General features: G+C 68.4%; 20 protein-coding genes. 12 read left to right on the top strand and 8 right to left on the bottom strand.

Annotation, left to right across the window (positions count from 1 at the left end; all coding sequences use genetic code 11):
- Nucleotides 1-10 precede the first annotated feature (10 nt).
- The 3 genes from H4F99_RS00800 to H4F99_RS00790 are packed head-to-tail and all read right to left on the bottom strand — an operon-like array spanning nucleotide 11 to nucleotide 3102.
- Nucleotides 11-1006 (bottom strand): NADPH:quinone oxidoreductase family protein, encoded by a 996-nt coding sequence (locus H4F99_RS00800; RefSeq protein ID WP_182667812.1) that lies wholly within the window; start codon nucleotides 1004-1006, stop codon nucleotides 11-13.
- 28 nt (nucleotides 1007-1034) lie between these two features.
- The gene (locus tag H4F99_RS00795) at nucleotides 1035-1853 is read right to left on the bottom strand and encodes an IclR family transcriptional regulator (RefSeq protein WP_182667811.1); all 819 of its coding nucleotides are present in this window, start codon (nucleotides 1851-1853) and stop codon (nucleotides 1035-1037) included.
- Between the two features lie 22 nt (nucleotides 1854-1875).
- Entirely contained in the window at nucleotides 1876-3102 is a 1227-nt protein-coding gene (locus H4F99_RS00790; RefSeq protein ID WP_182667810.1) for an acyl-CoA dehydrogenase family protein, read from the bottom strand.
- A 192-nt stretch (nucleotides 3103-3294) separates the two neighbouring features.
- Here H4F99_RS00790 and H4F99_RS00785 point away from each other — a divergent pair, with 192 nt between their 5' ends.
- The 8 genes from H4F99_RS00785 to H4F99_RS00750 are packed head-to-tail and all read left to right on the top strand — an operon-like array spanning nucleotide 3295 to nucleotide 12990.
- The gene (locus tag H4F99_RS00785; RefSeq protein ID WP_182667809.1) at nucleotides 3295-4017 is read left to right on the top strand and encodes a 2-phosphosulfolactate phosphatase; all 723 of its coding nucleotides are present in this window, start codon (nucleotides 3295-3297) and stop codon (nucleotides 4015-4017) included.
- The gene (locus tag H4F99_RS00780; RefSeq protein ID WP_182667808.1) at nucleotides 4014-5069 is read left to right on the top strand and encodes a phosphotransferase family protein; all 1056 of its coding nucleotides are present in this window, start codon (nucleotides 4014-4016) and stop codon (nucleotides 5067-5069) included. Before H4F99_RS00785 ends, H4F99_RS00780 begins: the two co-directional genes overlap by 4 nt.
- Before the next feature lie 43 nt (nucleotides 5070-5112).
- The gene (locus H4F99_RS00775; RefSeq protein ID WP_182667807.1) at nucleotides 5113-7194 is read left to right on the top strand and encodes a 3-hydroxyacyl-CoA dehydrogenase NAD-binding domain-containing protein; all 2082 of its coding nucleotides are present in this window, start codon (nucleotides 5113-5115) and stop codon (nucleotides 7192-7194) included.
- Nucleotides 7195-7213: 19 nt separating this feature from the next.
- Complete coding sequence (locus H4F99_RS00770; protein WP_182667806.1) at nucleotides 7214-8392, top strand: acetyl-CoA C-acyltransferase; 1179 nt, start codon at nucleotides 7214-7216, stop codon at nucleotides 8390-8392.
- Between the two features lie 7 nt (nucleotides 8393-8399).
- A complete protein-coding gene (locus H4F99_RS00765) occupies nucleotides 8400-10220 on the top strand; it encodes an acyl-CoA dehydrogenase (protein WP_182667805.1) in 1821 nt (606 codons plus the stop codon).
- Nucleotides 10220-10696, top strand: coding sequence for a MaoC family dehydratase (locus tag H4F99_RS00760; RefSeq protein ID WP_182667804.1), 477 nt, complete (start codon nucleotides 10220-10222; stop codon nucleotides 10694-10696). The genes H4F99_RS00765 and H4F99_RS00760 overlap by 1 nt, the downstream gene beginning before the upstream one ends.
- A 25-nt stretch (nucleotides 10697-10721) precedes the next feature.
- The gene (locus tag H4F99_RS00755) at nucleotides 10722-11882 is read left to right on the top strand and encodes an acyl-CoA dehydrogenase family protein (protein ID WP_182667803.1); all 1161 of its coding nucleotides are present in this window, start codon (nucleotides 10722-10724) and stop codon (nucleotides 11880-11882) included.
- Nucleotides 11883-11889: 7 nt separating this feature from the next.
- Nucleotides 11890-12990, top strand: coding sequence for an acyl-CoA dehydrogenase family protein (locus tag H4F99_RS00750; RefSeq protein WP_182667802.1), 1101 nt, complete (start codon nucleotides 11890-11892; stop codon nucleotides 12988-12990).
- 21 nt (nucleotides 12991-13011) lie between these two features.
- Here H4F99_RS00750 and H4F99_RS00745 read toward each other — a convergent pair whose 3' ends face one another.
- Both H4F99_RS00745 and H4F99_RS00740 read right to left on the bottom strand, forming a co-directional pair.
- The gene (locus H4F99_RS00745) at nucleotides 13012-13371 is read right to left on the bottom strand and encodes a TfoX/Sxy family protein (RefSeq protein ID WP_182667801.1); all 360 of its coding nucleotides are present in this window, start codon (nucleotides 13369-13371) and stop codon (nucleotides 13012-13014) included.
- Nucleotides 13368-13853, bottom strand: coding sequence for a GAF domain-containing protein (locus tag H4F99_RS00740; RefSeq protein WP_182667800.1), 486 nt, complete (start codon nucleotides 13851-13853; stop codon nucleotides 13368-13370). The genes H4F99_RS00745 and H4F99_RS00740 overlap by 4 nt, the downstream gene beginning before the upstream one ends.
- A 39-nt stretch (nucleotides 13854-13892) precedes the next feature.
- Between H4F99_RS00740 and bioD the strand changes: the two genes are divergently transcribed.
- Complete coding sequence (gene bioD / locus H4F99_RS00735) at nucleotides 13893-14591, top strand: dethiobiotin synthase (RefSeq protein WP_182667799.1); 699 nt, start codon at nucleotides 13893-13895, stop codon at nucleotides 14589-14591.
- Between the two features lie 93 nt (nucleotides 14592-14684).
- On the opposite strand, the gene H4F99_RS00730 is transcribed toward bioD, so the two are convergent.
- Together H4F99_RS00730 and H4F99_RS00725 are read right to left on the bottom strand one after the other, a co-directional pair.
- Entirely contained in the window at nucleotides 14685-17840 is a 3156-nt protein-coding gene (locus tag H4F99_RS00730; RefSeq protein WP_182667798.1) for an efflux RND transporter permease subunit, read from the bottom strand.
- A gap of 83 nt (nucleotides 17841-17923) precedes the next feature.
- Nucleotides 17924-19114 (bottom strand): efflux RND transporter periplasmic adaptor subunit, encoded by a 1191-nt coding sequence (locus tag H4F99_RS00725; protein ID WP_182667797.1) that lies wholly within the window; start codon nucleotides 19112-19114, stop codon nucleotides 17924-17926.
- Nucleotides 19115-19453: 339 nt separating this feature from the next.
- On the opposite strand from H4F99_RS00725, the gene H4F99_RS00720 reads away from it, so the two are divergent.
- The 3 genes from H4F99_RS00720 (at nucleotide 19454) to H4F99_RS00710 (ending at nucleotide 24441) form a co-directional block, all read left to right on the top strand.
- The gene (locus H4F99_RS00720) at nucleotides 19454-20695 is read left to right on the top strand and encodes an efflux RND transporter periplasmic adaptor subunit (protein WP_182667796.1); all 1242 of its coding nucleotides are present in this window, start codon (nucleotides 19454-19456) and stop codon (nucleotides 20693-20695) included.
- 8 nt (nucleotides 20696-20703) lie between these two features.
- Nucleotides 20704-23874, top strand: a complete 3171-nt coding sequence (locus H4F99_RS00715) for an efflux RND transporter permease subunit (RefSeq protein ID WP_182667795.1) — start codon at nucleotides 20704-20706, stop codon at nucleotides 23872-23874.
- Between the two features lie 168 nt (nucleotides 23875-24042).
- Nucleotides 24043-24441, top strand: coding sequence for a phasin family protein (locus tag H4F99_RS00710; RefSeq protein ID WP_182667794.1), 399 nt, complete (start codon nucleotides 24043-24045; stop codon nucleotides 24439-24441).
- Nucleotides 24442-24555: 114 nt separating this feature from the next.
- Here the strand turns inward: H4F99_RS00710 and queD are convergent, their stop codons facing one another.
- Nucleotides 24556-24909, bottom strand: coding sequence for a 6-carboxytetrahydropterin synthase QueD (gene queD, locus H4F99_RS00705; RefSeq protein WP_182667793.1), 354 nt, complete (start codon nucleotides 24907-24909; stop codon nucleotides 24556-24558).
- Nucleotides 24910-24912 lie beyond the last annotated feature (3 nt).

Raw genomic sequence — 24912 nt, 5'->3', positions numbered from 1 at the left:
CGGTGATGTGTCAGTCGTCCGCGCCCGGGATCACGACCAGCTTGCCCACCGCCTCGCGGGCGAGCATCGCGTCGAGCGCCTCGGGCGCACGCGCAAGCGGGTAGCGGCGCGAGATCAGCGGACGGATGCGGCCCGCGGCGAGCCAGTCGAACAGCTGCTTCATGTTGGCCACGTTGTTCGCCGGTTCGCGCTTGACGAACTCACCCCAGAACACGCCCACCAGTGCGCTGCCCTTGAGCAGCAGCAGGTTGATCGGCACGCGTGGGATGTCGCCGGCGGCGAACCCGACGACGAGATGGCGGCCGCCCCAGCCGACGCAGCGCAGCGCGGTCTCGGTCGTTTCGCCGCCGACCGGGTCGTAGACCACGTCGACACCGCGGCCGCCGGTCAGGGCCTTGATGCGATCGCGCAGCTGGCCCTCGGTGTAGTCAATGGCGTCGTCGGCACCGTGGTCGAGCGCCGCCTGGCGTTTCGCCTCACTGGAGGCGGCGGCGATCACCCGCATGCCCAGAAGCTTGCCGATCTCGACCGCTGCGAGGCCGACGCCACCCCCTGCGCCGAGCACCAGCAGGGTTTCCCCTTCGCGAACCGCCGCGCGGTCCTTCAGCGCGTGTAGCGAGGTGCCGTAGGTCAGCACGAAGCTGCCGGCGATCTCCAGCGCGGCGTCGTCGATGCCCGCCGGCAGCGGGATCACGTTGCGTGCATCCACTGCGACCTCTTCCGCATAGGCCCCGAAGGGTGCGATCGCGGCCACCTTGTCACCGACCGCGATGCGTTCGACGTCGCTGCCGACCGCGATCACTTCACCGGACAGCTCACCGCCCGGGGAGAACGGGAAGGGCGGCTGGAACTGGTACTTGCCGGCCACGATCAGTGCGTCGGGATAATTGACCGCGGCCGCGCGCGTGCGCACGACCACCTGGCCGGGTCCCGGCTGGGGCGAGGGGAGCTCGACCAGGCGCAGCGAGGACGGCGGTCCCCAGGCTTCGCAGACAATGGCTTTCATGCGGGTCTCCTTGGCGGTTCGGGCAGGCTCAGAAACGGCCTTCGGTGATCTCCAGGACCTTGTCGCGCAGGGCGACCAGGCGTGGGCCGAAGTCATCGATGATCTTTTCCCGGGTCATCACCGACACCCGTCCGCTGCAGTTGAAGGCGAGCACCCGGCTGCCATCCGCGGACGCCATCGGCACCCCGATCGCGAACACGTCCGGGTTCCAATCGCCCATCGAAAAGCAGAAGCCATGGTGCTCGTAGTCCTGTCGGGCCCGGACGATGCCCGAGCGCAGCCGCGGCCAGTAGCCGGGCTCGCATTCGCGTTCCAGTTCGACCATCAGGCGTTCGAACACCTCGGGCGGGCGCCCGGCGAGATCGGCACGCCCCAGTGCGGTGGAGCCGTGCGGCACCCGTGCGCCGGCCGCGAGCTTCATCTCGAACATCGGGTCGCCCTGGGCGATCTCCAGCAGGACCATGCGGCCGCGGTCGGCCTCGCCGAGCATGACCGCCGAACGCGTGTGTTCGGCCAGCTCACGCATCAGCGGGCGCGCGACCGAGAGCACGTCGTTGCCGCGCATGTAGGCGTGCGCGAGCGACAGCACCGAAGTGCCGAGCGCGTAGTTCTCGTGCTTCTCCGAGTAGGACAGGAACCCCAGCGCGGCCAGGGTGTAGGTCAGCCGCGACACGGTGGCCTTGGGCAGGCCCGTCTGCAGGGCCAGGTCGCGGTTGCCGAGCCGCCGGTCGCCGTGCTCGAAGCAGCGCAGGATCGCCGCGGCGCGGCCGATGGCATTGACGAACTGCGGGTGGTCCTCGTCGATGGCGAGGCTGAGAGTGTCGATCTTGCGCTTGGGATTGCCCATCATGCGGTCCAGTGGTGGCGGTTCAGGCCGCCGTGTCGTGCCGGCGCAGCTCCAGCCGCGCGACGGTGCCGCAGTGCACTTCGTCCGGCCCGTCGGCCAGGCGGAGCGTGCGGATCGAGGCATAGGCGCTCGCCAGCGGGAAGTCGTCGCTGACGCCGGCGCCCCCGTGGGCCTGGATCGCCCAGTCGAGGATCTGGCAGGCCATCTGCGGGGCGACGATCTTGATCATCGCGATCTCGCCGCGCGCGACCTTGTTGCCGACCGTGTCCATCATGTGTGCGGCCTTGAGCGTCAGCAGCCGCGCCTGCTCGATCATGCAGCGCGACTGGGCGATGCGTTCGTGCCAGACGGAGTGGTCCGCGATCGGCTTGCCGAAGGCCACCCGGGACTTCAATCGGGTGCACATCAGTTCGAGCGCGCGCTCGGCCATGCCGATGGTGCGCATGCAGTGGTGGATGCGGCCGGGCCCCAGGCGCGCCTGGGCGATCTCGAAGCCGCGGCCTTCGCCCAGCAGGACGTTGGACGCGGGTACGCGCACGCCGGACAGGGCGATCTCCATGTGACCGTGCGGGGCATCGTCGTAACCGAACACCGGCAGGTGGCGGATGACCTCGAGGCCCGGCGTGTCCGCCGGCACCAGGATCATCGACTGCTGCCGGTGGAGTTCGGCGCCGGGGTCGGTCTTGCCCATCACGATGTAGAGCTGGCAGCGCGGATCGCCGGCGCCCGAGGCGAACCACTTGCGGCCGTCGATCACGTACGCGTCGCCGTCGCGGCGGATCGCGCACTCGATGTTGGTGGCGTCCGCCGAGGCGACCGCGGGCTCGGTCATCAGGAAGGCGGAGCGGATGCTGCCGTCGAGCAGGGGTTCGAGCCAGCGCGACTTCTGCGCATCGGTGCCGAAGCGCTCGAGGATCTCCATGTTCCCGGTGTCAGGCGCCGAGCAGTTAAACACCTCGGGCGACCACGGCACCCGCCCCATGATTTCGCACAGCGGCGCGTATTCCAGATTGCTCAGGCCTTCGGGGGCGCGAGGCGAGTCGGGCAGGAACAGGTTCCACAGACCGGCCTCGCGGGCGCGGGGCTTCAGCGCTTCCACGGTTTCCATCGGCTGCCAGGGGTTGCCCGCGGCCTGGTGGCGCCGCTGCTCGTCGAGGTATACGGCCTCGGCCGGCAGGATCCACTGGTCGAAGAACGCCAGCAGGCGCTCCCGGAGAGTCTCGACCCGCTGGCTGTGCGCGAAATCCATGGTGTTATTCCGATTCCCGTGATTTAGTTCCATTAAATGGAACTTTACAAGTGGTTGGCAGGATCCATCGTAATCACGCTTTCAGCGGTTGACAATGGGGTAAATATTCGATTCCATCGACACCCGTACGGATTGATTTCCATAATTCATTCAATAAGTTCCATTAAATGGAACTTTATGGGGCGAATGCCGATGGCGGCGCTGCACGTGCTGGTCAAACGGGAGGAACTCGAGCAGGCGCGTCTGGGCGGCAAAGTCGTCGTGGTGCTCGACGTGCTGTTCGCGACCTCGACGATCGTCCATGTGCTGGCCCACGGCGCCGCCGGGGTGTGGCCTGCCAGCGATGCGGACGACGCGCGTCGGATCGCGGCTGGGCTGCCGGGTGCACGCCTTGCGGGCGAGCACATGGCCCGGCCGATCGACGGGTTCGGCCCGGCCACGCCACTGGCGTTGGCGGCCGACGGCCTGGACGGTGCCCGTTTCGCCTATTCCACGACCAACGGGACCGTTGCGCTTGCCGCATTGCACGGGGCCTCGCACGTCTATGCGGCGGCGCTGCTCAATGGCGCCGCTGTGGCGCGGCACGTGGCCTCGGCCCATCCCGGCATGACCGTCCTGCTGGTGTGCGCCGGCTCCGCCGCGCGCTTCAATCTCGAGGACTTCTACGGCGCCGGACACCTGGTGGCGCACTTTCGCCGGCTGGGCGCGGGCGGCTACGCGCCCACCGACGCGGCGATCGCGGCCTTCATGCTCGCGGACGGCACCGATGCGGCGACGGCGCTGGGGCGCTCGCGGGTCGGGCGCCACATGGCATCGGTCGGGCTGCAGGCGGAAGTCGCGTGCGCGGCACGGCTGGACGTGCATGACGTCGTGCCCCAACTGATCGACGGGTGCCTGCAGGCGGTGGCGGCATGAGCGAAGCGAATGCCCGGACCCTGCCGGACGCGGAGATCCAGGCGCTGGATGCGTGGCTGGCCGGCCATGTCGACGGCTACGCCGGGCCGCTGACCGTCTCGCGCTGCAAGGGAGGACAGTCCAATCCCACCTGGCGCCTGCACACGCCTGGTCGCGACTACGTCATGCGCGCCAAGCCCGCGCCGAAAGCGAAACTGCTCCCGTCCGCGCACGCGATCGAACGCGAGTACCGGGTCCAGGCGGCGCTGCAGGGCAGTGGCGTGCCGGTCGCGCGCATGTGCGGCCTGTGCGAGGACGAATCGGTGATCGGCCGCGCCTTCTATGTCATGGGGCACGTGGAAGGGCGGATCCTTTGGGACCCGACCCTGCCCGGGATGGACGCGTCCGGTCGCGCGGCGATGTACGACGAGCTCAACCGCGTGATCGCGGTGCTGCATACCGTGGACCACGCGGCGCTGGGCCTGGCCGACTACGGCAAGCCCGGCAACTACTTCGAACGCCAGGTCGCGCGCTGGACGACACAGTACCGCGCGAGCGAGATCGACCGCATCGACGCGATGGAGCGCCTGATCGACTGGCTGCCGCGCCACGTGCCCGCGCAGTCCGAAGACGACGTCTCCATCGTCCATGGCGACTACCGGCTGGACAACGTGATCTTCCATCCCGACGAGCCGCGCATCCTGGCGGTGATCGACTGGGAGCTCTCCACGCTCGGCCATCGCACCGCCGACTTCGCCTACCACATGCTCACCTGGCACATGCCGCAGGGGCTGTTCCGCGGGCTCGGCGGCGTTGACCTGGCGTCGCTCGGCATTCCCGGCGAGGACGCCTACGCCGCGGCCTATGCCCGCCGTACCGGGCGCGACGCCACCGGCGACTGGAACTACTGTCTCGCCTACAACGTGTTCCGCCTCGCCGCGATCATGCAGGGCATCGCCAAGCGTGCCGAGGCCGGCATCGCCAGCAGCCCGCAGGCGCTGGAATACGGCCGCCAGGTCGCGCCGCTGGCTGACCTGGGCTGGCGCTTCGCGCAGCGCGCAGGTGGCGCATGACCTTCCCACCGCTTCGCCATCCCGAATCCATGGAACCTCTCGCATGTCCGTGAACACCGAAGTGCGCGACGACGTCGCGATCATCACCCTCGCGAATCCGCCAGTGAACGGCCTGGGCCTGTCGACGCGCCAGGGTCTGGTCGACGCGCTCGACACCGCCGTCGCCGACCCCGCGATCCGCGGGATCGTTGTAACCGGTGGTTCGCGCGCCTTCTCCGGCGGCGCCGACATCCGCGAGTTCGGCACGCCGCAGGCGACGCAGGAGCCGAGCCTGCCGACCGTGATCGAGGCGTTCGAGCGCAGCCCGAAGCCGGTGGTCGCGGCGATCGAAGGGATGGCACTGGGCGGTGGCTTGGAACTGGCGCTGGGTGTCCACCATCGCATCGCGGACGCCCGCGCCCAGATCGGCCTGCCGGAAGTGAAACTGGGATTGTTGCCGGGGGCGGGCGGCACCCAGCGCTTCCCGCGTGCGGTCGGCCTGGAAACCGCGATCAACATGATCGTCTCCGGCGAACCGGTCGCGGCCGCACAACTGGCTGGTACGGCCCTGTTCGATGCCGTCGTCGACGGCGGTGCGGTGGACGCGGCGGTTGCGCTCGCCCGCGAGGCCGCCACTCGGGAGGGCCCGCACCCCCGCCTGCGCGACCGCGAGGTCGGGCATGCGGATGCCGAGGCCTTCATCGCCTGGTCGCGCCTGACCGTCGGTGCGATGTCGAAACAGTTCCCGGCGCCGCTCAAGTGCCTGGACGCCATCGAAGCGGCGGTGAAGCAGCCGTTCGACGCGGGCCTCAAGGTCGAACGCGAAGCCTTCGCGCACCTGATGCAGACCCCCGAGTCCGCCGCGCTCCGCCATGCCTTCTTCGCCGATCGCGCCGCGTCCAAGGTCGAGGGCATCGACGCATCCACGCCACGGCGCGAGGTGCGCTCGGTCGGCGTGATCGGGGCGGGCACCATGGGCGGCGGCATCACCATGAACTTCCTCAATGCCGGTATCCCGGTGACGCTGCTGGAGACCGGGCAGGAGGCGCTGGATCGCGGACTTGCCACCATCCGCCGCAACTACGAGAACAGCGCGAAGAAGGGCAAGCTCACCGTCGAACAGGTCGAGCAACGGATGGCCCTGGTCGCGCCCACCCTGGACTACGCGGACCTGGGCGACGCCGACCTGGTCGTCGAAGCGGTCTACGAGGAGCTGGGCGTCAAGGAGCAGGTGTTCGGGGAACTCGACGCCGTCGCGAAGCCCGGCGCCATCCTCGCCAGCAACACCTCGACGCTCGATGTCGACGCCATCGCCGCGTTCACCGGCCGGCCGGGTGACGTGCTCGGCACGCACTTCTTCAGCCCGGCCAACGTGATGAAGCTGCTGGAAGTGGTGCGTGGCGCGAAGACCACGCCGGATGCGTTGGCGACGGTGATGGACCTGTCGAGGAAGATCCGCAAGACCGCGGTGGTGTCCGGTGTCTGCGATGGGTTCATCGGCAACCGGATGATCGAGCAGTACAGCCGGCAGGCGACCTTCCTGCTGGAGGAAGGCGCGCTGCCGCAGCAGATCGACCGCGCCATCGAGGCCTTCGGCTTCGCGATGGGCCCGTTCCGCATGGGCGACCTGGCCGGCAACGACATCGGGTGGGCGATCCGCAAGCGGCGTTATGTGGAGCAGCCGGAGATGCGCTACAGCCGTACCGCCGACCGGCTCTGCGAGCTGGGCCGCTACGGTCAGAAGACCGGCGCCGGCTGGTACGACTATGCGCCCGGTGACCGCACCGCGCGTCCATCGCCGGTGGTCACCGACATGCTCCGGCAGCATGCCGCGGAGCTGGGCGTGCCCCAGCGGCGCGTCAGCGACGAAGAAATCGTGCAGCGCCTCGTCTACGCGCTGGTCAACGAGGGCGCGCGGATCCTCGAGGAAGGCATCGCCGCCAAGGCGTCGGACATCGACGTGGTGTACCTGACCGGGTATGGCTTCCCGGTCTGGCGCGGCGGTCCGATGTTCCACGCCGACCAGGTCGGCCTCTACAACGTGCTGCGGGCCATCCGCGGCTTTGCTTCCGGCCACGAAGGCGGGGCGTGGGAACCGGCCCCGCTGCTGGTCGAGTTGGCCGGATCCGGCCGCACCTTCAACTGACCCGACCGGGAGCGCCTCCATGAAAGAAGCCGTCATCGTTTCCACCGCGCGCACCGGCCTGGCCAAGAGCTGGAAGGGCGCATTGAACCTGACCCATGGCGCCACCGTCGGCGGCCACGTGGTGAAGCATGCCGTCGAACGCGCGGGCATCGATCCCGTCGAGGTCGAAGACGTGCTGATGGGCTGCGCCTGGCCCGAAGGCGCCACCGGCAGCAACATCGCCCGACAGATCGCCTTGCGGGCCGGCCTGCCGGCGAGCGTCCCTGGCGCCACCGTCAACCGATTCTGTTCTTCGGGCCTGCAGACCATCGCGATGGCGGCGCAGCGCGTCATCGCCGGTGAAGGCGAGGTCTTCGTCGCCGGTGGCGTGGAGTGCATCTCCACGGTGCAGAACACCATCAACACCCACATGCTCGAAGACACGTGGATGAAGGCGCACGTGCCGGCGATCTACATGCCGATGCTGCAGACCGCGGAGAACGTGGCGAAGCGTTACGGGATCGACCGCGAGCGCCAGGACCGCTATGGCGTGGAAAGCCAGCGCCGCGCCGCCGAGGCACAGGCCGCCGGGCGCTTCGACGACGAGATCGTGCCGATCACCGTGCGGGCCGCGACCGCCGACCCCCGGACGCGCCAGATGCTCACGCGCGAGGTCACGCTCGATCGCGATGAGGGCATCCGGGCCGACACCACCTACGAAGGCGTCGCGGCGATCCGCACGGCCGTGCCGGGGGGCGTCATCAACGCCGGCAACGCGAGCCAGTTCTCGGACGGTGCCTCCGCGTCGGTGGTGATGGAGGCGGAAGCCGCGCGCGCCCGAGGCATCACGCCCCTTGGCTATTTCCGCGGCTTCGCCGTGGCTGGCTGCGAGCCGGACGAAATGGGCATCGGCCCGGTGTTCGCGGTGCCGAAGCTGCTGGAACGCGCGGGCCTGTCGGTGGACGACATCGGCCTGTGGGAACTCAACGAGGCCTTCGCCGTGCAGGTGCTCTACTGCATGGACCGGCTGGGAATCCCGCACGACCGCCTGAACGTCAACGGCGGCGCCATCGCCGTTGGTCATCCCTATGGCGTCAGCGGCGCGCGGCTGGTCGGCCATGCGCTGATCGAGGGCAAGCGCCGCGGCGTCCGACATGTCGTCGTTACCATGTGCGTCGGCGGCGGGCAGGGCGCCGCCGGCCTGTTCGAGATCGCCTGAGGCCCGGATGGAATCCTTGCTGCTCTCGCGCCGTGACCTGGAGTTCCTGCTGTACGACTGGCTGGACGTCGAGGCGCTGTGCCATGCGCCGCGCCACGCCGACCATGGCCGCGAGACCTTCGACGCCGCGCTCGATACCTGCGAGCGTATCGCCACCGATCTGTTCGCGCCCCACTACCAGAAGGCCGACCGCGAGGAGCCGCGCTTCGACGGCACTGCCGTTGAGCTGATCGAAGAGATTGGCCCCGCGGTGCGGGGGTTCGCCGATGCCGGGCTGTTGGCGGCCACGCTGGACTACGACATGGGTGGCATGCAACTGCCGCACGTGGTTGCCAGTGCCGGCATGGCCTACCTGTACGCCGCCAACGTCGCGACCGCAGCATATCCCGTCCTGACGATGGGCAACGCCAGCCTGCTGCTGGCCCACGGTACGCCGGCCCAGATCGAAGCTTTCGCATTGCCCGAACTGCAGGGGCGCTTCCTCGGCACCATGTGCCTGTCGGAGCCCCAGGCCGGTTCGTCGCTGGGCGACATCCAGACCCGTGCCGAGCCCGACGGGGAGTCGCTACTGGGCCCGCGCTACCGGCTGACCGGCAGCAAGATGTGGATCTCCGGCGGCGACCACGAATTGGCCGACACCATCGTCCATCTGGTGCTGGCCAAGGTGCCGGGCGCCGACGGCAAGCTGCCGCCGGGCACGCGGGGCATCTCGCTGTTCATCGTGCCGCGGCACCTGGTCGACGCCGACGGCACGGTCGGTGCGCGCAACGACGTGCAGCTGGCCGGCATCAACCACAAAATGGGCTACCGGGGCACCGTCAACTGCCTGTTGGCCTTCGGCGAGGGAACGCGATTCCGCCCGGAGGGCCGCGCCGGTGCGATCGGCTACCGGGTTGGCGCGGAAGGCGAAGGCCTAGCCGCGATGTTCCACATGATGAACGAGGCGAGGATCGGCGTCGGCCTGGGGGCGACTGCGCTGGGCTATACCGCCTACCTGCATGCGCTCGACTATGCGCGCACCCGGCCGCAGGGCCGGCCGTTGGCCGAGCGCGATCCGTCGCAGCCGCAGGTGCCGATCATCCGGCACCCGGACGTGCGTCGCATGCTGCTTGCGCAGAAGGCCTATGTCGAAGGTGCGCTCGCTTTCAGCCTGTACTGCGCCAAGCTCGTCGACGACGCATCGCTTGCGACGGATGACGACGAACGCCGTCGACTCGGCCTGCTGCTCGACCTGTTGACCCCGATCGCCAAGAGCTGGCCGTCGCAGTGGTGCCTGGCGGCGAATGACCTCGCGATCCAGGTCCACGGCGGCTATGGCTATACCCGCGAGTACAAGGTCGAACAGCTGTACCGCGACAACCGGCTGAACCCGATCCACGAAGGCGCGCACGGCATCCAGGCGCTGGACCTGCTGGGCCGAAAGGTCGCCGCGGGCGGTGGCGAAGCGCTGGCGCTTTTCGCGGCCCGCGTTGAAGCGACCATGGTGGAGGGGCGGGCGACCAGCACCTGGTGCGATGAGGCCGATGCGCTTGGCGCCCGACTTGCACGCCTGGTCGCGGTCACCCGCGATCTGCATGCCAGTGGCGACCCCGGGGCGATGCTGTCCAATGCGACGCCTTACCTGGAAGCTTTCGGCCACGTCGCGCTTGCCTGGACGTGGCTCGGACAGGCGCTCGCGACCAGCGATCGTGACGACGACTTCAGCCGCGGCAAGCAACAGGCCGCACGCTGGTTCTTCGGTTGGGAACTGCCGAAGGTCGATGTCGCGCTCGCCCTGCTGGAACGCAACGACGGCACGGTCCTGTCGATGCAGGAGGCCATGTTCTGATGGATGCCACGCCCCGAATCATCGACGGCCTCGAGGCGCTCGCCGCCTGCGTCGGCCAGGAACTCGCCTGCAGCGACTGGCAGACCGTCGACCAGTCCCGCATCGACGCCTTCGCGAATGCCACCGGCGACCACCAGTGGATCCATGTCGATGTCGAACGCGCACGACTGGAATCCCCGTATGGCATGCCGATCGCGCATGGCTACCTGACCCTGTCGATGCTGCCGGCACTGATCGCGTCCTGCCTGCGTATCGACGGCATCGCGATGGCGGTGAACTACGGGCTCGACCGCGTGCGCTTCCCCGCACCCGTACCCGCGGGCCGCCGCATCCGCGTACGGGTGGTGCTTGCATCGATCGAGCCGGTGACCGGCGGCATGCAGGCAGCCTGGGACGCGACGGTCGAGATCGAAGGCGGCGAACGCCCCGCCTGCGTCGCCCGCATGCTCGCCCGCTACTACCCCACGACTCCCTGACTTCCACGAAGACGACCGGACCGCCATGGACCTCAGCTTCACGCCCGAAGAAATCCAGTTCCGCGACGAGGTGCGCGCCTTCCTCGCCGACGCGCTGCCTGCCGACATCCGCGAGCGCGTGCGGACGCGCGACGAGCGCCACGTGCGCGAGGACATCCTCGCCTGGCAACGCATCCTGCACGCGAAGGGCTGGGGCGCGTCCATGTGGCCTGTCGAGTTCGGTGGCACCGGCTGGGACAAGACGCGACAGTACATTTTCGAGAACGAGTGCGCCGCCGCCGACGCCCCCGCGCAGCTGCCGTTCGGCCTGAAGATGGTCGCCCCGGTGATCATGCGCTTCGGTTCGCCCGAGCAGCAGCAGCGCTTCCTGCCGGGCATCATCGAAGGGCGCGACTGGTGGTGCCAGGGCTACTCCGAGCCGGGCGCCGGCTCCGACCTCGCCTCGCTGAAGATGCGCGCCGAGCGCGACGGCGACCATTACGTGCTCAACGGCCAGAAGGCCTGGAATACCCTGGGCCAGCACGCCGACTGGATCTTCTGCCTGGTGCGCACCGATCCGGAGGCCAAGCCGCAGAAGGGCATTTCCTTCGTCCTGGTCGACATGAAGTCGCCAGGCATCACAGTGCGTCCAACGCGCCTGCTCGACGGCACCTGCGAGGTCAACGAGGTCTGGTTCGACGACGTCCGCGTGCCGGTCGCCAACCGCATCGGGGACGAGAACGCCGGCTGGACCTACGCCAAGTACCTGCTGGGGCACGAGCGGACCAACATCGCCGGCATCGGCGCCTCGCGGCGCGAACTGCGCCGGCTGCGCGATATCGCGACCACGCCGCGCGCGGACGGCACGCGGATGATCGACGACCCGTTGTTCGCCACCCGCGTCGCCCAGGTGGAGCTCGAGCTGCGCGCGCTGGAGGTCACCAACCTGCGGGTGATCTTCGACGAAGCCCGCAACAAGGCGCCGGGGCCGGAGGCCTCGATGCTGAAGATCCGCGGCACCGAGATACTGCAGCGCATCTCCGCCCTGCAGGTCGAGGCCCACGGTCGCGACGCGCTGGCGTACTCGGTCGAGGGGAGCGGATCGCAGGCGGCCGCCGGCTACATGAACCTGCGCAAGCTGAGCATCTACGGCGGATCCAACGAGATCCAGCGCAACATCATCACCCACCTGATCCTTGGACTCTGAGGCGCGCATGGACTTTTCCTTCAGCGAAGAGCAGCAGATGCTGCAGGACATGACCGAGCGCTTCGTCGCCGGTCGCTATGGCTTCGAGGCACGCGAGCGCATCCGCGCATCCGCGGCGGGCTGGTCGCCGGATCTGTGGCGCGAGCTGGGCGAGCTTGGGTTGCTCGCACTGGCTGTCCCCGAGGCCGATGGCGGCATCGATGCCGGTCCGGTCGGCACCATGCTGGTCGCGCGCGCGATGGGTGCGGGCCTGCTGCTGGAGCCCTTCATCGCCAGCGCCGTGGTCGCCACCACCGCGGTGGCGCGCTGCCCGGCGGGCGAGGGCCGCGACGCACTGCTTGCCGCGATGCTGGCCGGCGAGCAGCTGGTGGTGCCCTTGGACGAAGTTCTGCCGACCCCGGGCACGATCGCCGCGACGCAGGAGGACACGGGCTGGCGCCTTCGTGGCCGCAAGCCCGTGGTTTACCACGCGCCGATCGCCGACGTGCTGCTGGTGGCGGCCCACCACGACGGGCGCACCGCGTTGTTCGCCGTGCCACGGACGGCAACGGGCGTCGAGATCGAATCGTTCCGGACCCTCGACGACGCAGTCGCCGGCCGCGTCACGCTCGACCTGGTGGTCGGCATGGACGCCTGCCTGTCGACCGATGCCGGGGAGGCGCTGGGCGAGGCATTCGACCGCGGGTTGGCGGCGTTCTGCGCGGACGCGCTTGGCTCCATGGAACGTGCGTTGCAGGCGACGCTCGAGTACGCGCGCTCCCGCGTGCAGTTCGGCGTGCCGATCGGGCGCTTCCAGGCCCTCCAGCACCGCCTGGCCGACATGCTCGTGCAACTGGAGCAGGCGCGATCGATGACCTACCTGGCGACCAGCAGCCTCGACGAGGCCGATATCACGGACCGCCGCGCGGCCCTGTCCGGCGCCAAGGCCCTGGTCGGACAGGCGGCCCGCGCGATCGCGCAGGAATCGGTGCAGCTGCATGGCGGCATGGGGATGACGGACGAGCTCGACGTCAGCCACCACTTCAGGAGGCTCACCGCGTTCGAACTCCGCCATGGCAGCACCGACGCGCACCTGCGCGCCTGGCGTGAGCATTCGCTGGGCACCTGAGGCGATGCCCGCCGTCGCGCTTCAGGCGTCCTCGTCGTACCCGTCGGGACGCGGCGCCACTGTGTCGGCGGTGTGCACGGTCGTGCGTACCGGCGCCGCCGCCGGCTTGTAGCGTGGCGGTGGCAGCTGGCCGATGGCGGCCTCGGCCTCCGCGACCAGTTGCTGGCGCCGCGCATCGGGTACGTCCTGCCAATGGCAGTCGCACAGCGCACCCTCGATGGCGTAGAGCAGGTTCATCGTCGGCTTGAAGCCGGCCCGCTTGATGCGCATGAAGGCCTCCACCGGCCCCGCGGCTTCCAGTTCCTCACGCGTGTGCAGGCCGACCTGCTTCAGCCAGGCCGCGCTCTTCGGACCGATGTTGCGCAGCTTGGCGGTGCTCATGTCAGCGAGCCCTCGTACAGGCGGGCCAGCGCTTCGATGCCGGCCTGGTCGTCGGCGTCGAAACGTTCGCGCAGCGGACTGTCGATGTCGAGCACGCCGAGCAGGCGGCCTTCCGGGTCCTGCAGCGGCACCACGAGTTCGGACCGGGAAGCCGCATCGCACGCGATGTGGCCGGGGAACGCATCGACATCATCGACGCGCTGGGTCTTGCCGCTTGCGGCCGCGGTCCCGCAAACCCCGCTGCCGATGGCGATCCGTACGCATGCGGGCAGGCCCTGGAAGGGCCCCACCACCAGCTCGTTGCCATCGAAGAAATAAAAGCCCACCCAGTTGAGGTCGGGCAGGGAGTGGTACACCAGTGCCGCCAGGTTGGCGGCGTTGGCGACGCGATCGTGTTCGCCATGGAGCAGGCCGCGCGCCTGCTCGGCCAGCTGCACGTACTGGTCCGGCTTGTTGCCGGTAAGGGGGGTTGCGGCGAACATGGGCCGAGTCTACCAGCGTCGGAGCAGGTTGTAGCCGCCATGCAAACGGGAAGCGTGTTCGTGACAGGGACCGATACCGGGATCGGGAAATCGGTGGCCAGTGCCGCGCTGCTGCACGCGCTGAGGCGGGCGGGCGGGACCGCGGTTGGCATGAAGCCGGTCGCCAGCGGTTGCGAAGCCACGCCGCTCGGACCGCGCAACGAGGATGCCCTCCTGCTGCAGGCGGCCAGCGATCCGCGCCCGGACTATGCAAGCGTGAATCCGTACGCCCTCACCGCCCCCCTGGCGCCGGAGCTGGCCGCGGCCGACGAGGGCGTCCACCTCGACCTCGCCGTCATCGCAGGTGCGTTCGCCACGCTCGCCCGCAGCGCAGACCGCGTGGTGGTGGAAGGTGTCGGCGGCTGGGCGGCGCCCCTGTCGGCATCGCTGGACCAGGCGGATCTCGTCCGGGCGCTCGAGCTGCCGGTCGTGCTGGTCGTCGGCTTGCGCCTTGGCTGTATCAACCATGCCCGCCTGACGGCCCGCGCGATCCTGTCGGACGGCTTCCACCTCGCCGGCTGGATCGCCAACGGCATCGATCCGACGATGGCACGCGCCGACGACAATGTCCGGATCCTCCGCGAACGGCTGCCGGTACCGTGCCTGGGCCGCATCGCGTGGCTTCGCGACCTGGACGAACTGCCTTCCACGCGACTGGATGTATCGCCCCTGCTCGGGCCGGCCACCGCTCGCGGGTGAACGCCCGCGCCTGCCGAGGTCGGGCGGGCGTCAACTGGGCGGCGGGACGGACGCGTCGATGCGCCCGCCCCGCCGGTGCCGGGTTCCGGCGCCTCAGGCGTCCGGTGCGGCCAGCGCCCCGGCGCCTTCCGCTGGCGGCCTGGCCGAATGGTCCCGTGCCAGGTACAGGTAGAACGCCGGCAGCACGAACAGCGTGAACATCGTGCCGATCGTCATGCCCGAGGCGATCACCATGCCCATCGAGAAGCGCGACGCCGCACCGGGCCCGCTGGCGATCAGCAGCGGCACCATCGCGAACACCAGCGCGGCGGTGGTCATCAGCACCGGTCGCAGGCGGATGCCGGCGGCTTCTTCGATCGCTTCCCGCTTCGACAGGCCCTTCTCCGCCTGCAAGGTGTTGGCGAACTCCACGATCAGGATGCCGTGCTTGGAAATCACGCCGACGAGCGTCACCAGGCCCACCTGGGTGTAGATGTTGATGCTCATCCCGGGGAAGGCCTCGATGCCGGAGAAGCTCAGGATGTTGGACACCAGCGCGAACACGTTGAGCGTCAGCAGCGCCCCGCAGATCGCCATCGGGACGGTCAGCAGCATGATCAGGGCGTCGCGGAAGCTCTCGAACTGCGCCGACAGCACCAGGAAGATCACGATCAGCGCGAGCCCGAGCGTCAGCAGCATCGCCGATCCTTCCTGCTTGAACTGCCTGGACTCGCCTGCGTAGTCGACGCTGTAGCCCTGCGGCAGTACCTCGTTGGCGGCCTGTTCGAGGATCTCCAGCGCCTCCCCCTTGCTCACGCCCGGGCGCGGCGCGAAGGTGATCGCCACCGCGTTGAGCTGCTGGAAGCGCTTGAGCGACTGCGGCTGCGTGCTTTCCTTGAGCGTCACCACCGTGGACAGCGGGATCAGCTCCCCGTCGCGGGTCCGCGTGTAGTACTGCTCGAGGTCGCTGGCATTCAGGCGGTCGCTGCGCTGGACCTGCGGGATCACGCGATAGGAGCGGTTCTGCATCGCGAAGCGGTTGGTATAGCCGCCCGAGAGCAGGGCGGCCATGTCCGCGGCAAGCGTGCGCATCTCGATGCCGAGGCTGGCCGCCTTGTCGCGGTCGATGGCAACTTCGATGCGCGGCTTGTCGATCTTCAGGTCCTTGTCGAGGAAGATGAAGCGCTTGCTTTCGTATGCCTTGGCGAGGATCTCGTCGGCCAGCTCGGAGAGCTGGCTGAGCTCGCCGACGCCGCCGATCACGAACTCGCCGCCGCCATCGCCACCCGCGCTGGGCAGCGAGGGCGGGACCAGGGCGAACACGTTCAGCCCGGTCACCTGGCTGATCTGCGGCTGCAGCGACTGCTGCAGGACCTGGTTGGTGGAGCGGTCGCGCTCGCTCCAGGGCTTGAGGACGAAGCCCGCCATCGCCGACGGGCTGGCACCGCCGCCGCCGCCGAATCCGCCGTTGAACAGGAAGTAGCCGTCGACCTCGGGCACGTCCTTGGCGATGCGGGTGATCTCCTCGGTGTAGCGCTCCACGTAGTCGAGCGTCGCGTAGGGATCGGCGCTGGCGATCGAGAAAATGAAGCCCTCGTCTTCGACCGGAGCCGGTTCCTTCGGCGCGCTGGTGTACAGGAACACGCACGAGACCAGCACGATGAGGCCGAACAACGCGACGACTGAACGGGTTTCCAGCGTTCCGTGCAGGCGCCGCTGGTAGCCGGCCTGCAAGGCTGCGAACTTGCGGTCCAGCCAGCCTTCCAGCCCGCCCTTCTCGTGGTCCGGATCATGCGGCTTGAGGATCTTCGCGCTCATCATCGGCGAGAGCGTCAACGCGATCACGCCCGACAGCAGCACCGCGCCGGCGAGGGTGAAGGCGAACTCGCTGAAGAGCACGCCGGTCAGTCCGCCCTGGAAGCCGATCGGCACGTAGACCGCGACCAGCGTGGTGGTCATCGCGACCACCGGCCAGGCCAGCTCGCGCGCGCCCTTGATCGCCGCCGCATGCGGCGTCATGCCTTCCTCGATGTGGCGATGGATGTTCTCCAGCACGATGATCGCGTCGTCGACCACGATGCCGATCGCCAGCACCATCGCCAGCAGGGTCAGCAGGTTGATGGTGAAGCCCATCAGCAGCATCAGGAACAGCGCGCCGACCAGCGACAAGGGGACCGTGATCGCGGGGATCAGGACGCTGCGCAGCGAGCCCAGGAACAGGTAGATCACCACGATCACGATGATCACCGCCTCGATGATGGTGCTGACCACCTCGTCGATGGCCTCCTGGATCGACTCGGTGCTGTCGTAGGGAATGGTGCCGTTGATGCCCTCCGGCAACTGCGGGACGATCTCGCCATCCCACAATTCGCGTACGTCGCGGATCACGTCCAGTGAGTTGGCGTCCGGCGACACGAACACGCCGACGAAGGTGGCGGCCTCGCCGTTCATCCGCACGGACGTGCCATAGCTTTCGGAGCCCAGCACCACGTCGGCGATGTCACCCAGGCGGACGATCGCGCCGCCTTCCTCGCGGATCACCAGCCGGCGGAACTCCTCCGGCGTGCGCAGGTCGGTCTGCGCGGTCATGTCGATCGCGACCATCTGGCCCTTGGTCGAGCCCACCGCCGCCAGCACGTTGTTGGCCTGAAGCGCGTTGGACACGTCGCTGGCCGTGACCTTGAGCGCGGTCATCCGGTCCGGCTTCAGCCACACGCGCATCGCGAAGCTGCCGGAGCCCATGATGTCGGCACGCTGCACGCCCTCCACCGTCACCAGCTTGGGCTGGATGACGCGCGTCAGGTAGTCGGTGATCTGGTTGTTGTCGAGCGACTCGCTGGCGAAGGACAGGTACATCGCCGCGATCTGCTGGCCCTGCTGCAGGTCGATGACCGGGTCCTCGGACTCCGGCGGCAGCTGGCCGCGCATCTTGTTGACCTTGGCCGCGATCTGGGTCAGCGCCTCGTTCGGGTCGTAGTCCAGGCGGATGTACGCCGAGATGCTGCTCACCCCCGCCGAACTGGTCGAGGTCATGTAGTCGATCCCCTCGGCACTGGCGATCTCGCGCTCGAGCGGCGTGGTGATGAAGCCCTCGATCAGGTCCGCGTCGGCGCCGAAGTACGTCGTGTTGACGGTCACGACCGCGTTGCGGAGCTCCGGGTACTGGCGCACGTTCAGCTCGCTGTACGCACGCAGGCCGAACAGCAGGATGAACAGGTTCAGGACGATCGCGAGGACCGGCTTGTTGATGAAGACGTCGGTGAATTTCATCGCTGGGCATCTCCGCCTCGCCGCGTGGCGAGGGCAGGGTGGGACGGGGGCTTGCACGCCCCCGTGCGATCAGGCGTGGGCCATCAACGGTTGGCCGGCGCGGGTTCGGCGTCGGCGGAGGGCGTGATCGAATTGTTGATGGTGACCTCGGCTTCGTTGCGCAGTTTCAGCAGGCCGCTCGTCGCGACCTCCTCGCCCGGCGCCAGGCCTTCGGTCACTTCGATCAGGTCGCCCCGGGTCGCCCCGGTCTGGATGAAGCGCTGGGTCACCGTCAGCTTCTCGCCGGTCAGGGGATTGCCCTGCATGTCGGTCTCGCCCTCCGGGCGCGGCGAACGGCTGATGACGAACACCGCATTGCCGTAGGGGTTGAAGCTGATCGCGGTCTGCGGCACCACCACCACCTCGCGTTCCGCGCCGAGCGCGAAGTCGATCTTGGCGAAACTGCCGGGACGCAGGCGCCCGTCGGGGTTGGCGAAGGTGGCCTGCAGGGCGAAGTTGCGGGTGTTGGGGTCGACCCGCGGCTCGATCGCGGTGACCTCCCCTTCGAACACCTCGCCCGGTTGGGCGTCGACCGTCGCGCGCACCGTGGTGCCCTCGGCCACCTTGCCGGTCATCTGCTCGGGCAGGGTGAAGTCGAGGTGGATCGGGTCGAGCTGCTGCAGGCTGACGATGGCGGTGCCGGGTGCGACGTACTGGCCGAGATTGACCTTGCGGATGCCGAGTACACCCCGGAACGGGGCGCGGATCGTTTTCTGGGCGATCAGCGCGCGCTGGGCCTCGACCTGGGCCCGCGCGGTGGACGCCTCGGTCGCGTACTGCTGCGCTTCGATCTCGGACACCAGCTTCTCGCGGACCAGCTGCTCCCAGCGGTCGCGGCGCGTGTTGGCCAGGCGGGCAGTGGCCTCCAGGGCTTCCAGCGTGGCCTGCTCGTTCGCGGTGTTCAGGCGTACCAGGACCTCGCCGGCGCTCACCGGCTGCCCCGCGTCGAACTCGATGGACCGCACCACGCCGCCGGACTCGGTGGTCACGTCGGTGCCGTTGACCGCAGTGAAGGTGCCCACCGCCTCGCCGGCTGCGTCCCAGCGTCGCGTTTCGGCGGCCTGGGCACTGATCGCCACCGCCGGCTGCGGCATGTCATCGAAGAATGCGTTGGTCTGTGCCGCGAAGAAGGCCTTGACCGCGAAGACGCCCCCGAATACGACGAGGGCGCCGATCAGCATCAGGATCATCCGCTTGGAGGTAGAGGGGGACGGCTTGCCTGCAGGGGTCGGCATGGGGGACCTCGGGGCGGCGCGGAGGCCGGTAGGAGTGGAAAGGCGGGAATGGTCGGCCCGGCGTGGCCCGGCCGCTACCCCCATAAGTTTATTGAACCGCGAAGTGCACGTATCAGGCGGGGGTGGCGGGCGGCCCCGGGGGCCGATGACGGTCCGTGGACGCCACGCTTCGTAGGCTGGGCCGTTGCCGCTCACCTTGCGGCGCTTGGCGGTTCGTCCCTTTCGCCGGACATGAACGGTGGCGTTCAGATCCGGGGCAATACTATACTGCGCAGTACACGAATTTGAAGAAGCCCGGCCCCCGGTCGGGATCGAAGCTGGTTTCTGGAGTCCAAACCCATGGTCAACCCCTTCCGTTCGCTGGCATTGACTGTCGCGCTGCTCACCCTCACGGCCGCCTGCGGGGGCGACGGGGAATCCCAGGGTGAGGCACCGCCACCGGAGGTGGGCGTGGTGACCGTCGAGCCGGGCAACGTTCCCCTCGAGAAAGACCTGGTCGGTCGGTTGGCGCCGTTCCGCAGTGCGGACGTGCGTGCGCGGGTTCCCGGCGTGGTCAAGCGGCGCACGTACGAGGAGGGCTCGGACGTCAAGGCGGGACAGGTGCTGTTCGAGATCGACCCCGACCAGATGCAGGCCGCCTTCGGACAGGCCCAGGCGAGCCTGGCCTCCGCCCGGGCGTCATATGCGAATGCGAAGGCGAATGCCGACCGCGCGCGTCGCCTGGCGCCCGAGAAGTTCGTTTCCCAGGCCGACCTCGACAATGCCCTGGCGGCCGAGCGCAGTTCCGCGGCGGCGGTCCAGCAGGCCGAAGCAGCGCTGGCCGATGCCAGCATCAATCTCGGTTACGCCACCGTGGTGGCGCCGATCGACGGTCGCGCCAACAAGCAGATGGTCACGGAAGGCGCGCTGGTGGGGCAGGGTTCGGCCACCCTGCTCACCACCGTCGACCAGATCGATCCGCTCTACGTGAACTTCTCGCTCAGCGTGTCCGAGCTGGACCAGATCCGCAGGGCGCTGTCCGGGCACGACCGAGATGAAGTGGAGGTCGACGTCTTCCTGCCCGATGGCACCCGTTACGAGCACACCGGCATGCTGGATTACTCCGGCACCGTGGTGGACCCGGCAACCGGCGCGGTCGCGATGCGCGCGCGCGTCCCCAATCCGGACCGCGCCCTCCTGCCGGGCACTTACGTGACCCTCAAGGCGATCATGGGTGAGCAGGCGAATGCCTACCTGGTGCCTCACGCCGCGCTCCAGCGCGACGCCAAGGGTCCGTTCCTGATGGTCGTGGGCGCGGACGGCAACGTGGTTCGCAAGGACGTGGTCGCAAACCGGACGCAGGGCAGCGACTGGGTGATCGCGTCCGGCCTCGAAGCGGGGGACCAGGTGGTCGTCTCGGGCCTGCAGCGCGTGCAGCCGGGCAAGCCGGCGAAGGCGGTGCCTGCCGAACCTGCCGGGTCCGGGGAGCCGTCGGGCGAACCGGCGGCGACCGACGCGGCTGCCCCGGCCGATGTGCCCGGGACCGCGGGTGCGAGCGCCGATGATGCGGCCGAGCCGGTCCCGGCTCCCGTCGAGGACTGAGCGCCGCCATGCCCAGATTCTTCATCAACCACCCGGTCTTCGCCTGGGTCGTCGCCATCCTGATTTCACTTGGCGGCGTACTGTCCATCTACAGCATGGGCGTGGAGTCCTATCCCGACATCGCGCCGCCGCAGGTCACCGTGAGCGCCAGCTATCCCGGCGCCAGTGCGGAGACCGTGGAAAGCGCGGTCACCCAGGTCATCGAGCAACAGTTGACCGGCATCGACAACCTGGACTATTTCAGCGCGTCCTCGAGCTCGACCGGCACCGCCAGCATCACCGTTACGTTCCAGCCCGGTACCGACCCGGACATCGCACAGGTGCAGGTACAGAACAAGGTGTCCCTGGCGACCCCGCGCCTGCCCTCCGAGGTGGTGCAGCAGGGCGTCGTGGTGGCGAAGGCCAACTCCGGCTTCCTGATGGTCGTCGCGGTGCGGTCCGACAATCCGAACTACGACCGGAACGCGCTCAACGACCTGATCGGCTCTCGCGTGATCGACCAGATCTCACGCGTGCCCGGCGTCGGCACCACCCAGCAGTTCGGCAGCGAGTACGCGATGAACGTCTGGCTGGACCCGGACAAGCTGCGAGGGTACGGGCTGTCCTCCAGCGAGGTGATCGCCGCGGTGCGCGGGCAGAACGTCCAGTTCGCCGCCGGCTCGATCGGTTCCGAGCCGGCTCCGCGCGGGCAGGGATTCACCGCGACGGTCTCCGCCGAGGGCCGGTTCAGCGAGCCCGGCGAGTTCGAGCAGATCATCCTGCGGGCCAACGAGGATGGCACCACGGTCCGCCTCGCGGACGTTGCCCGCGTGGAACTGGGTGCGCAGTCGTGGGGCTTCGACAGCCAATGGAACGGTGCGCCGACCGGTGCGTTCGCCGTGCAGCTGGCGCCGGGTGCGAATGCGCTGGGCGTGGCCGAGGCGATCAAGGCCCGCATGGACGAGCTGGAGGCGAGCTTTCCTTCCGGTGTCACCTGGTTCTCGCCGTACGACAGCTCCACCTTCGTCGAAGTCTCGATCGAGGAGGTGGTGCACACGCTGTTCGAGGCGATCGTCCTGGTCTTCCTCGTGATGCTGATGTTCCTGCAGAACTTCCGCGCCACGATCATCCCGACCCTGGTGATCCCGATCGCCCTGCTGGGCACCTTCATCGGCATGAAGCTGATCGGCTTCACCATCAACCAGCTCAGCCTGTTCGGCATGGTGCTGGCGATCGGCATCGTGGTCGACGACGCGATCGTGGTGATCGAGAACGTCGAGCGCATCATGACCGAGGAAGGCCTGTCCGCGAAGGACGCCACGATCAAGGCGATGGGCCAGATCAGCGGCGCGGTCGTGGCGATCACGGTGGTGCTCGCGGCGGTGTTCATCCCGTCGGCCTTCCAGGGCGGTTCGGCCGGTGAGATCTACAAGCAGTTCGCGCTGACGATTGCGCTGGCGATGGCGTTCTCCGCGTTCCTCGCGCTGGGGTTCACCCCGGCGCTGTGCGCGAGCATGCTCAACCATACCGACCATGCCAACAAGAACATCGTGTTCCGCGGCTTCGAGAAGGTGTACGGCAAGGTGGCCAACACCTATGTCGGCCACATCACGGGTGCCATCCGGCACGCCCCGCGCTGGATGATGGTGTTCGTGGTGATCGTCGCGGTCACCGGCTTCCTGTTCACCCGCCTCCCGGGCAGCTTCCTGCCGGAGGAAGACCAGGGCTACGCGATCGCGCTGGTGCAGTTGCCGGCCGGGGCGACGCTGCAGCGTACGCAGGACGTGTTCGTGGACGTGCGCGAGACGCTGGAGCAGCAGGAGGGCTACGAGGGCATGATGCAGGTCGCCGGCTTCAGCTTCGTCGGCCAGGGCGAGAACGTGGGCCTGGCCTTCATCCGCCTGAAGCCCTGGGACGAGCGCGACATCACCGCGATGGAGTTCATCCAGAACGCGAACCAGGCGCTCTACGGGATCCGCGACGCGCAGGTGTTCGTGATCAACCTGCCGACGGTCAGTGGCCTGGGTGCCTTCGGCGGTTTCGACATGTACCTGCAGGATCGGGCGGGCAACGGTCGCGATGCACTGATGCAGGCGCGTAACACGCTGCTGGGCAAGGCGGGACAGGATCCCGCATTGACGGCGGTGCGTCCGAACGAGCTCGAACCGGCGCCGCAGCTGAAGCTGGACGTCGACCGGGTACAGGCCCAGGCAATGGGGCTCTCGGTCAGCGACATCTACACCAGCATCCAGCTGATGCTGGCACCGGTGTACGTGAACGACTTCACCGACCAGGGCCGCGTCAAGCGCGTGACCATGCAGGCCGAGGGGCAGTACCGCACCGGGCCCGAGTCGCTGTCCAGCTTCTATACGCCCAGCCCCCGTTTCAGCGAGTCCGCGGGGGACGATGGCACCACCAGCGCGATGATTCCGCTGTCGAACGTGGTCAGTACCCGCTGGGAAATGGCATCGCCGTCGCTCAACCGCTACAACGGCTACTCCGCGATCGAGATCGTCGGTTCGCAGGCGCCGGGGCACAGTTCGGGCGAAGCGATGGAAGCGATGGAAGCGATCGTCAGCGAGGAACTCCCCGAAGGTTTCGGCTACGACTGGACCGGTCAGTCCTACCAGGAAATCATCTCCGGCAATCAGGCGCCCATGCTGATGGCCCTGTCGGTGCTGGTGGTTTTCCTGTGCCTGGCGGCCCTGTACGAGAGCTGGTCGGTGCCGGTGGCGGTCCTGCTGGTGGTGCCGCTCGGCATCCTCGGCGCGGTGTTGTTCACCCTGTTGCGGCCGGGCCTGTCCAACGACATCTACTTCAAGATCGGCCTGATCACGGTGATGGGGCTGGCGGCGAAGAACGCGATCCTGATCGTGGAGTTCGCGATCGAGCAGCGGCAGGCAGGCATGACCCTGCGCGAGGCGGTGATCGAGGCCTGCAAGCTGCGCTTCCGTCCGATCCTGATGACCTCGTTCGCCTTCATCCTCGGCGTGGTGCCGCTGGCGATCTCCTCGGGCGCGGGCGCGAATGCCCGCCACGCGATCGGCACCGGCGTGATCGGCGGCATGGTGTTCGCCACCTTCCTCGGCGTGCTTTTCATCCCGATCTTCTACGTGGTGGTGCGCCGCCTGCTGGGCGACAAGATGGACGAGAAGCCGGTCCTGGAGGCCAGTCCAGGGGGGCATCGCGACGCCCACTGATCGCCCCCGGCGATGCACGGAGGGAAGGGGTCGGGCACGCGCCCGGTCCCTTTTCCATGAACGTCACCGGACTGAAATGGCTCTGTTGTTGCAATGCAACAAAAGACGGGTTATGCTGCACCGCACAAAGACCGGCATCCCGTCGGCGAATCGTGCAGGAGACGCATCATGTACACGCAGTTCAATGAGCAGTTCACTGCCGCGACCCGCCAGTTCGCGGACACCGCTTCCCAGGCCGGCCGCCTGGCCCTCGAGAATGCCGAGGCCCTGTTTGGCCTGCAGCTGGCCGCGGTCGAGGATCGTGCCAACGCCACCTTCGCGTTCTTCGGCGAGGCCGCCGAGGCCCGTGATTTCGACGCCGCAAAGACGCTGCTGCCGAAGGGCATCCAGGTCGCCCGCGAGAACGTCGAGCGCGCCGTGACCACCGCGCAGGAGGCCTTTGGGCGCACCCTGAAGACCAACGAGGCGATCGCCGAGCTGGCCAAGGGCCAGTTCGAGGCTGCCACCAAGACCGCGCAGGCCAACGTCGAGAAGGCCACCAAGGCCGCTGCGAAGGCCGCCAAGTAAGCGAAAGCGTTTCACTGGCAAGACCGCCAGGCCCCATCTACCCTCCCACTGGGGCCTGCCGATGTCGCCCGATCACCGCATGGTGGTCGGGCTTTTTTATGTCTGGCCGCCGCCTCAGCCGCGGTAGCGGCAGCCCGAGGTGCAGGTCTCGTGGACGACCACTTCGCTGAGCAGCGGCAGGGCCGGCTTGAGCTGGTTCCAGATCCAGACCGCGAGGTTCTCGCTGGTCGGGTTCTCGAGTCCCTCGATGTCGTTGAGGTAGTGGTGGTCGAGCCGGTCGTACAGCGGCTGGAAGGCGTGCTTCACGTCGGCGAAGTCCATGACCCAGCCGGCGTGCGGGTCGATGTCGCCCGACACATGCAGTTCCACCCGGAAGGAGTGCCCGTGCAGGCGCGCGCACTTGTGGCCCTCCGGCACGTTGGGCAGCCGGTGCGCGGCTTCGAGGGTGAAGGCCTTGAAGATGTCCATGGC

Source organism: Marilutibacter penaei (genome assembly GCF_014145395.1).
GTDB lineage: Bacteria > Pseudomonadota > Gammaproteobacteria > Xanthomonadales > Xanthomonadaceae > Marilutibacter > Marilutibacter penaei.
This window is presented reverse-complemented; position numbering and strand designations above follow the sequence as displayed.

Bases quoted from the DNA above. Each gene is read 5' to 3' on its own strand.
- H4F99_RS00800 (WP_182667812.1), bottom strand. From the start codon at position 1,006: ATGAAAGCCATTGTCTGCGAAGCCTGGGGACCGCCGTCCTCGCTGCGC.
- H4F99_RS00795 (WP_182667811.1), bottom strand. From the start codon at position 1,853: ATGGGCAATCCCAAGCGCAAGATCGACACTCTCAGCCTCGCCATCGAC.
- H4F99_RS00790 (WP_182667810.1), bottom strand. From the start codon at position 3,102: ATGGATTTCGCGCACAGCCAGCGGGTCGAGACTCTCCGGGAGCGCCTG.
- H4F99_RS00785 (WP_182667809.1), top strand. From the start codon at position 3,295: ATGGCGGCGCTGCACGTGCTGGTCAAACGGGAGGAACTCGAGCAGGCG.
- H4F99_RS00780 (WP_182667808.1), top strand. From the start codon at position 4,014: ATGAGCGAAGCGAATGCCCGGACCCTGCCGGACGCGGAGATCCAGGCG.
- H4F99_RS00775 (WP_182667807.1), top strand. From the start codon at position 5,113: ATGTCCGTGAACACCGAAGTGCGCGACGACGTCGCGATCATCACCCTC.
- H4F99_RS00770 (WP_182667806.1), top strand. From the start codon at position 7,214: ATGAAAGAAGCCGTCATCGTTTCCACCGCGCGCACCGGCCTGGCCAAG.
- H4F99_RS00765 (WP_182667805.1), top strand. From the start codon at position 8,400: ATGGAATCCTTGCTGCTCTCGCGCCGTGACCTGGAGTTCCTGCTGTAC.
- H4F99_RS00760 (WP_182667804.1), top strand. From the start codon at position 10,220: ATGGATGCCACGCCCCGAATCATCGACGGCCTCGAGGCGCTCGCCGCC.
- H4F99_RS00755 (WP_182667803.1), top strand. From the start codon at position 10,722: ATGGACCTCAGCTTCACGCCCGAAGAAATCCAGTTCCGCGACGAGGTG.
- H4F99_RS00750 (WP_182667802.1), top strand. From the start codon at position 11,890: ATGGACTTTTCCTTCAGCGAAGAGCAGCAGATGCTGCAGGACATGACC.
- H4F99_RS00745 (WP_182667801.1), bottom strand. From the start codon at position 13,371: ATGAGCACCGCCAAGCTGCGCAACATCGGTCCGAAGAGCGCGGCCTGG.
- H4F99_RS00740 (WP_182667800.1), bottom strand. From the start codon at position 13,853: ATGTTCGCCGCAACCCCCCTTACCGGCAACAAGCCGGACCAGTACGTG.
- bioD (WP_182667799.1), top strand. From the start codon at position 13,893: ATGCAAACGGGAAGCGTGTTCGTGACAGGGACCGATACCGGGATCGGG.
- H4F99_RS00730 (WP_182667798.1), bottom strand. From the start codon at position 17,840: ATGAAATTCACCGACGTCTTCATCAACAAGCCGGTCCTCGCGATCGTC.
- H4F99_RS00725 (WP_182667797.1), bottom strand. From the start codon at position 19,114: ATGCCGACCCCTGCAGGCAAGCCGTCCCCCTCTACCTCCAAGCGGATG.
- H4F99_RS00720 (WP_182667796.1), top strand. From the start codon at position 19,454: ATGGTCAACCCCTTCCGTTCGCTGGCATTGACTGTCGCGCTGCTCACC.
- H4F99_RS00715 (WP_182667795.1), top strand. From the start codon at position 20,704: ATGCCCAGATTCTTCATCAACCACCCGGTCTTCGCCTGGGTCGTCGCC.
- H4F99_RS00710 (WP_182667794.1), top strand. From the start codon at position 24,043: ATGTACACGCAGTTCAATGAGCAGTTCACTGCCGCGACCCGCCAGTTC.
- queD (WP_182667793.1), bottom strand. From the start codon at position 24,909: ATGGACATCTTCAAGGCCTTCACCCTCGAAGCCGCGCACCGGCTGCCC.